Raw genomic sequence first — 7,941 nt, forward strand, 5'->3', positions numbered from 1 at the left:
GGAAAATGTCACATACTTGTTGAATTTCATGTTTTCACAAAAGATTGGTCATAGTATAATTAGGGATAACTGTTTTTAAGGATGTGACCAATTTGTCAAAAGTAAAAATTGTAACTGATTCAACGGTAGATTTCTCATTGGAACGATTAAAAGAGCAAGGTGTACATATCGTTCCGCTATCTATCCAGATGAACGGAAAATCATATTTAGATCGAATTGAAATTTCTCCCACAGAATTTATGGAAAAAATGAAATTATCGAATGAATTGCCAAAAAGTTCACAACCTTCCATTGGGACTTTTATAGATTTATATAATAAACTTGGTGAAGATGGAAGTGAGATTATTTCTATTCATATGACTGGTGGAATGAGCGGTACAGTTCAGACAGCTCAATTAGCGGCAGAAATGAGTACATCTAAAGTAACGGTTGTAGATTCCAAATTTATATCGAGAGCCTTATATTTTCAAGTTTCCGAGGCAGCAAAGTTAGCAAAAGAAGGGAAGTCTGTAAAAGAAATTGTTAACCGTCTTAGTGAAATTCGCCAAGCAACGAAATTATTTGTCGTTGTCGACACATTAGAAAATTTAGTAAAAGGCGGAAGAATTGGAAAAGCTAAGGCGTTTATCGGTTCTTTATTAAATATTAAACCAATTGCTACATTAATAGATGGGGAGTTAACCCCTGTTTCAAAAGCAAGAAGTCATGCCCAAGTTGTAAAATTTTTAGTCAAACAGTTTACAGAAGATGTCAAAGGAAAAACAATAAAAGGTATTGGACTGGCACATGCTGATGGGAAAGAGTTAGCCTTGAAATTAAAGGAGCAGTTAGTAAATTTGTTCGATTCATTAGACATACAAATTATCGAAACAACACCAGTCATTAGTACGCATACTGGACCTGGCGCCATTGGCTTTATGTATTATGCAGAATAAAACCTCTATTGGAGGTTTATTTTTTTATGATTAGCTTTTATAAAAGTGCTTGTTAAACGTTTCAGAAAAATGAGTCTATCGTCATTTATTTCATAGATATAATTTTAAAAATTTTAACATATGATATTTTTAGTAAAATTGATGAGCAAAGATATAGGTGAATAATATTGAAAAATATTTTATTTTTTGGTGACTTTGGTATAGATGATATGGTCGCTCTTCTTTATGGCTATTATAGTGATGAAATTAATATTGTAGGAATTGTAGCGGAGTATGGAAATGTTCCAAAAGAAGATGCTGTTAGAAATGCTCTCTTTTTCCAAGAGTTAACAGGAACGAATGTTCCTATTATATCAGGAGCTGATTTACCATTAACAGGAAAATCACCAACGTTCTATCCTGATATTCACGGAATCGAAGGGTTAGGTCCGATTGTACCAAATGTTGAAATTAGTGATGTTTTTGAAAATTTTTTTGAAGTGGTTAATATTATTGAACAATATGGAAGTGAACTGATTATTGTGAACACTGGCCGATTGTCTTCGTTATCGACCATGCTCATTTTATATCCTGATTTAATTCAAAATGTCAAGAATATTTATATTATGGGAGGAGCCTTTTTTGTACCTGGTAATGTGACACCGGTAGCGGAAGCCAATATTTACGGTGATCCTTATGCAGCTAATCTTGTTTTAAATGATAGGTTATCACCAGTTCATATCATTCCATTGAATGTGACAAAAGATGCGATATTAACACCGGATATGGTCAATGAATTACATTCATATTTTGTTCGAGTAAATGATCCAGTAGGGAAATATATTAAAACGATGGTTGACTATTATTATAATTTTTATAAGGAGAATGATCCAACCATTATAGGAAGTCCATTGCATGATTTATTAACCCTTTGGGCGGTAACCGATGAAAGCGAATTTCACTATGAAAGCGTACCTGTTAAAGTTGTCGTGCAAGAAGGGGATGCTTTCGGACAAACGATCGGAGATTTTCGAAAAACAAAAGAAAAAGAATCATATACAATTCATAAAGTGGCTGTTTCTTTTGACTATCAACGATATATCCAACAAATATTTCAAACATTTATGTCAAAGTCTTAAAAATTCATGAATTTGTCAAGCTATCGGTATAAATAAGGAAAAGATTTTGATAAAATGATTGATAGTATGTGATAAAGGTGATGAAAAATGAAAAAATGGCTATCAATCATGACTTTTGTATTGATTTTTTTGACTGCCTGTTCGGATAAAACAATTGAAAATGAAAAAAATTGGCCTGTTGAACCATTCGAGTATACCGACCATAATGGTGAACCATTTTCATCAGAACAACTAAAAGGGAAAATTTGGATAGCTGATTTTATTTTTACAAATTGTGTATCTGTTTGCCCCCCTATGACGATGAATATGAAAAAATTAAGGGACAAAGTTAATGAAGAGGGAATTGAAGATATCCATTATGTTTCTTTTTCAGTCGATCCAGAAAATGATACTCCTCAAGTGTTAAAAGAATATGCATTAAAGTTTACGGATGATTTAACTAACTGGCATTTTATCACAGGCTATGTTCAAGAACATATTGAACAATTTGCTAAAGATAGTTTCAAATCACATGTGCAAAAACCAGTATCAACAGATCAAGTTATTCATGCATCTGACTTTTTCTTAGTTGACCAAAATGGAGTAATTCGAAAATATTATTCAGGCTTAAATGATATCCCATTTGATGAAATTATTAACGATATCAAAATATTGAAAGATCGAGAATAAATTTTATAATGGCCTCAATGAAAGAGGCCTTTTTTTGTCAATAATATTTCTAAACATTTGTTGATCATCTGTGAGGTGAACAAGATGAAAAAATTCACCTATCTTTTCCTCTTTACCTTTCTTCTTCTTTTAGGATACTTCTTTTTGACCAAGAAAATGGAACCTACAGATGTAGAGGTTCGAAAGTTGAATTTTTTAATAAAAAAACAAATCCCACATGATTTTATTCCTATTAATATGACGATAAGCGCTCTAGGAGATTCTCTTACAAAAGGGGTTGGCGATGAAACCAATCAAGGAGGATATCTTCATTATCTAAAAAGTAGTTTGAAAACATTGAAGGGCATTCAAGAAGTTTCAATACAAAATTTCGGAATAAGAGGTTATCGATCGAATCAATTGTTAAACCTATTATCTGATGAAAAAGTTCAGTCAAATATTCAGCAGGCAGATATGGTTGTATTTACTATTGGAGCGAACGATCTGATGAAAATTGTTCGAGAAAATATTACCCATCTAAGTATGGATGATTTTATAGAAGAAAGAACAAATTACCTTGAACGGTTAAATCAAATCATTAAGCAAATTCGGTCTTTAAATCCGACAGCTCCAGTTATTTATATTAGTCTTTACAACCCTTTTATTTCTTCATTTTCACAGTTAAAAGAAATAAATGAAATCATTGACCATTGGAATAGTGGGAGTAAAGAGATTATAAATAATTACAAACAGGTGTATTTTGTTCCTATTCAAGATTTGTTTGAAAATGACATAAATGAACTTTTATTTGAAGATTATTTCCATCCAAATCAGAAAGGATATGAATTGATTGGTAATCGTGTTATGGAAGTAATCATAGAGAATAAAATGGTAGAATGGATGATAATACATCATGATTCATAAAAAACGAAGTTGGAAATCATGGAGTTGGAAAAAATCTTTTTTCACTTTATTATGCATAAATGTTATAACAATATTTACTCTATTGGTATTATTAATTTTGCCTGTAGGTGGAAACATACCTTTGAATAAAAATGAAAAAGAGAATTTTGTTGCATTTACCGTTCAAACAAAAAAAGATGATTTAACTAAGTTAATTAATCATTACATTGAAAAAGAAGGGCTAGATGGTCCGATTGATTATTTTGTTCATTTGTCAGATGAAGTGGAATTGTACGGAAGTTTGCCCGTTTTTAATCAAGAAATTGAATTGAAGATGACATTTGAAGCAAAAGCTTTAGAAAACGGTGATTTGTTATTAAATCAGAAATCTATATCTATTGGCCAACTGAATTTACCAGTTTCCTATGTTATGAAATTTATTAAACAGTCATATAATCTTCCGGAATGGGTGACCATTGATCCTGAGAAAGAACTCGTTTATGTTTCATTAACATCGATGAAATTAAAAAGCGACATGACCGTTTTTGCTGAAGAATTCAATTTAAAAAGAGACAAAATTTCCTTACAGCTGAAAGTTAATACGGAAAAATAAAAAAGGCAGTGAACAATCTCCTGCCTTTTGTTTACTTTGGTTGGATCCGAAGTCCTTTCGGATAATAGTTTTTCAATATGCCGTTTGTTTCTTTTCCCCATCCAATAGGAAAACCGTCGACCGTCACTAATGTCCAACCTTTATTACCAATGCCTTTTAATGTTTCACCCTTCACAAAACGCTTCCACTCGTCTTCATGCGAAGATAAAGTATAAGTTTGATTAAATTCTTTTTCCGTTAAATAAAGGGCAAGGGCATGATTCGGCTCAAACCGATTTTTCTTTAATTCTCCTAAATGCAACCCCCATCTTAGAACTTTTAATCCTTTTAATTCTGGGCAATTATCAGGAATATGATAGAGATGATTACCAAACATTTGTATTCTAAATGAAGGTTTATTGGTAATATATGTTTCTTCAAATTGTTTATAATCTTTTAGTACGTTTTTAAATGGTGGGACTATTATTTGTTTTAATTTACTTTTTTGATTATTAGACGATGATCCTTTTCTTAGTTTTGCTGCAAAATGACCTTCTCCTTTTAATTTATGGGGCCAAAGTCTAGCCGTTTTTTCAATAGAACTTGTCCCGTTTTTCGTCCATTCTACTCTCCCATCATCAATTCCATTCATTTTTTCAATAGCTACAAGCTCCATATCTTCATGTTTATTTAAAAAATATTCAATCACTTGTTCATTTTCTTCTGGTGAGAACGTACAAGTCGAATAAACGAGTATTCCGCCTGGTTGAAGCATCTCATAAGCGTCATCTAAAAGTACTTTTTGTTGTTCACTTAATTGTTCTACATGATTTTGACTCCAATAAATCCGGGCTTCCTCATCTTTTCTAAACATTCCTTCACCGGAACATGGAGCGTCCACTAAAATTTTAGAAAAAAAGGAAGGGAAAACTTTTGCCAATCGTTTTGAAGTTTCATTTAATACAACAGTGTTTTTCAAACCAAATCGCTCAACATTTTCAGATAAAACTTTTGCCCTTTTTGGATGTATTTCATTGGCGATTAATAAACCTTTATTATTCATCATTGTCGCTATTTGCGTTGACTTTCCACCAGGAGAAGCGCACAAATCTAAGACAATATCTTCTTCTGTCACATCTAATAATTGGGCAACAAACATTGCGCTAGGTTCTTGAATATAATAAACACCTGCGAAGTGATACGGATGTTTACCAGGTTCACTCGAAGTATAGGAATAATAATATCCATTCTCGACAAAAGGAATTTTTTCTATTGAAAAAGGTGCAATCGTTTCCCATTTTTCTTTAGATATTTTTAATGGATGAATTCTTACTCCAGCCGCACGTTCTTCTTCATAAGTTTTGATAAATGCTTCGAATTCTGCTTTTAGTAGTGTTTTCATTTTTTGTATAAATGGTTCGGGTAGCATATATGGCTCCTTTCAAATCAATCATTTGTCATAATGAAATTATTAGAAAATCACTACAAAAAGTCAACGTTTTATCCATGCACAACCCAATATGGTTTCGAATCGTATGACACGATATAAATGGAATATAATTGATTTGGGTAAAATGAAAGATGATTCATAGGAAAGATAACTGTTTTAGTATTTGCTTTTCTAGCTTCTAATTGAACCGTCATTGGCGATAACGTTAAATAAGGAGTATGCTCACTGTAACCAATGTTTGAAAAAATCGTGTCTAAGTTTTTTACGGCTATATCTAAATTTGGCCATTTTTTTGCTACATGAATAAATCGTACTTTAGATTCTCCATGTGGAATATCTAGTTCTTCTGCTAAAAATTTTATTTGTAAATCATTGGCAGTACCAAATAAAACTAATGTATAAGTAGTACCTCGTTTTACGTTTATTTCTTTTCTTATGATAGGCTGGGCTTCTCCACATAAATAAATGTCAAATTGTACTATTTCATTTTTTATTGGTACATACGGAGTTATTTGCTTACCATTCATTTTTTTTATGACAAGTTGTTCATTCATATATATATCAACATTTACTGTAGAATCTGCCGCATGTAAAACTCTTACCATTCCTTTAAAAGAAGCACGCAAATAATAATTATTAGAATAAATATCTGTCATAAAATCTCTCCTCTTATGTAATAATCGACGAATCAAATTTGTCATTACCATATGCATAAAGTGCTATTTTATGAACATAGATGTGTTACAATATCGATAATATGAGGTTGTTAGTATCGGACGGAGGTGACGTGTTATGAATATTCAAAAAGCAACATTTGCTGGCGGTTGTTTTTGGTGTATGGTAAAACCATTTCATACACAACCGGGAATTTTAGAAGTAATATCTGGATATACAGGTGGGAATAAAGAAAATCCAACTTATGAAGAAGTTTGTTCCGACACTACCGGACATTATGAAGCTGTTCAAATTACGTATGATGAAGATATTTTTTCGTATGAAAAATTATTAAATATTTTTTGGACGAATATTGACCCTACGGATCCAGGAGGTCAATTTTATGATCGAGGATCGTCATATCGAACAGCTATTTTTTATCATAATGAATATCAAAAAAAGCTTGCGATCGAATCAAAGCGGAAATTAGAAGATAGTGGTATTTATCAAAAACAAATTGCAACGGAAATTCTTCCTGCGAAACCATTTTATAAGGCGGAAGAATATCACCAAGATTATTATTTAAAAAATCCACTTCATTACAATGCTTATTATGAAGGGTCCGGAAGAAAAGCTTTTGTAGAGGAAAATAAAAGGAGGTTAAAAAAGATTGAAGAAGAATGATGCGATAAAAAAATTAACTCCACTTCAATATGAGGTGACACAAAAAAATGGAACGGAACCACCATTTCAAAATGAATATTGGGACAATTTTGAAGAAGGTATTTATGTTGATATTATTTCCGGTAAACCATTATTCAGTTCAAAAGACAAATTCGATGCTGGTTGTGGATGGCCAAGTTTTACAAAACCTATCGACAAGGAAGAAATTGAAGAAAAATTAGACTTATCATACGGTATGGTAAGAACAGAAGTACGTAGTAAAACTGGCAATTCTCATTTAGGTCATGTTTTTAATGACGGCCCCGCACCTTCTGGTTTAAGATATTGTATTAATTCAGCAGCGCTAAAATTTATACCGAAAAAAGATTTAGAAAAAGAAGGCTATAGTGAATATTTGAAGTTATTTGATTAAACCTCATACTTTACATGAAAAATAGGCATGTGCACATACATCTATAGGTCATTACACATACATTGATACTGTAAAACATCCGAACAAACGAGAGGGTGACGTATATGTATCATGGATGTGGTTGCGGAGGATATCCATCCTATGGTTACGGATATCCAGTAGGTAGAGGATATGGTCCATCATTTGCGCTAATAGTAGTGTTATTCATATTGCTAATTATCATTGGCGCAACTTGGGCAGCATAATGAAATAGAAAATCCGAGGAATTTTCCTCGGGTTTTTTATTTTGAGCGTGCCCAGCTAAGCTGTTATCTGCTAGTTGGTGCAAGTCCAACCCGAGTAAGTGCCAAGACGCTCGGTAGCTGACAGGCAACTGGTGGAGAAATCCTAAGGTTGAAGCCCTGTGACAAAGTAACTCTCTTGGAGAGTGCGAGCAAATCAGCAGACCGTAACATAAAGTGAATCCTGCCGCCTCGTCAAAAGAGACCTCCTATGGAGGACAAAGGGAAGTCGAGCCTGGTTAGATTGGGCGAAGACCACGGAAG

At 32.7% G+C, this 7,941-nt stretch carries 10 protein-coding genes; 8 read left to right on the forward strand and 2 right to left on the reverse strand.

The window, feature by feature from the left end; all coding sequences use genetic code 11:
- The first annotated feature begins 92 nt into the window (after nt 1-92).
- The 5 genes from AC3ASS_RS00655 (at nt 93) to AC3ASS_RS00675 (ending at nt 4,217) form a co-directional block, all read left to right on the forward strand.
- The gene (locus AC3ASS_RS00655; RefSeq protein ID WP_488281560.1) at nt 93-935 is read left to right on the forward strand and encodes a DegV family protein; all 843 of its coding nucleotides are present in this window, start codon (nt 93-95) and stop codon (nt 933-935) included.
- 167 nt (nt 936-1,102) lie between these two features.
- Nucleotides 1,103-2,053: a nucleoside hydrolase gene (locus tag AC3ASS_RS00660; RefSeq protein ID WP_488281561.1), complete on the forward strand. Its 951-nt coding sequence runs from the start codon at nt 1,103-1,105 to the stop codon at nt 2,051-2,053.
- An 87-nt stretch (nt 2,054-2,140) separates the two neighbouring features.
- Nucleotides 2,141-2,722, forward strand: a complete 582-nt coding sequence (locus tag AC3ASS_RS00665; protein WP_488281562.1) for an SCO family protein — start codon at nt 2,141-2,143, stop codon at nt 2,720-2,722.
- A gap of 144 nt (nt 2,723-2,866) precedes the next feature.
- Nucleotides 2,867-3,625 (forward strand): SGNH/GDSL hydrolase family protein, encoded by a 759-nt coding sequence (locus AC3ASS_RS00670; RefSeq protein ID WP_488281563.1) that lies wholly within the window; start codon nt 2,867-2,869, stop codon nt 3,623-3,625.
- Nucleotides 3,615-4,217 carry a YpmS family protein gene (locus AC3ASS_RS00675; RefSeq protein ID WP_488281564.1) on the forward strand — a complete coding sequence of 201 codons (603 nt, stop codon included), beginning with the start codon at nt 3,615-3,617 and terminating at the stop codon, nt 4,215-4,217. The genes AC3ASS_RS00670 and AC3ASS_RS00675 overlap by 11 nt, the downstream gene beginning before the upstream one ends.
- 31 nt (nt 4,218-4,248) lie before the next feature.
- On the opposite strand, the gene AC3ASS_RS00680 is transcribed toward AC3ASS_RS00675, so the two are convergent.
- Nucleotides 4,249-5,625 (reverse strand): RsmF rRNA methyltransferase first C-terminal domain-containing protein, encoded by a 1,377-nt coding sequence (locus AC3ASS_RS00680; protein ID WP_488281565.1) that lies wholly within the window; start codon nt 5,623-5,625, stop codon nt 4,249-4,251.
- A 71-nt stretch (nt 5,626-5,696) separates the two neighbouring features.
- Nucleotides 5,697-6,302: a DUF4397 domain-containing protein gene (locus AC3ASS_RS00685; protein ID WP_488281566.1), complete on the reverse strand. Its 606-nt coding sequence runs from the start codon at nt 6,300-6,302 to the stop codon at nt 5,697-5,699.
- A 136-nt stretch (nt 6,303-6,438) separates the two neighbouring features.
- Between AC3ASS_RS00685 and msrA the strand changes: the two genes are divergently transcribed.
- The 3 genes from msrA (at nt 6,439) to AC3ASS_RS00700 (ending at nt 7,641) form a co-directional block, all read left to right on the forward strand.
- Nucleotides 6,439-6,984, forward strand: a complete 546-nt coding sequence (gene msrA, locus AC3ASS_RS00690) for a peptide-methionine (S)-S-oxide reductase MsrA (protein WP_488281567.1) — start codon at nt 6,439-6,441, stop codon at nt 6,982-6,984.
- Entirely contained in the window at nt 6,971-7,396 is a 426-nt protein-coding gene (msrB, locus tag AC3ASS_RS00695) for a peptide-methionine (R)-S-oxide reductase MsrB (RefSeq protein ID WP_488281568.1), read from the forward strand. Before msrA ends, msrB begins: the two co-directional genes overlap by 14 nt.
- Nucleotides 7,397-7,500: 104 nt before the next feature.
- Entirely contained in the window at nt 7,501-7,641 is a 141-nt protein-coding gene (locus tag AC3ASS_RS00700; protein ID WP_488281569.1) for a YjcZ family sporulation protein, read from the forward strand.
- Nucleotides 7,642-7,941: the final 300 nt, after the last annotated feature.

It is taken from the genome of Bacillus sp. JST-5, assembly GCF_057747715.1.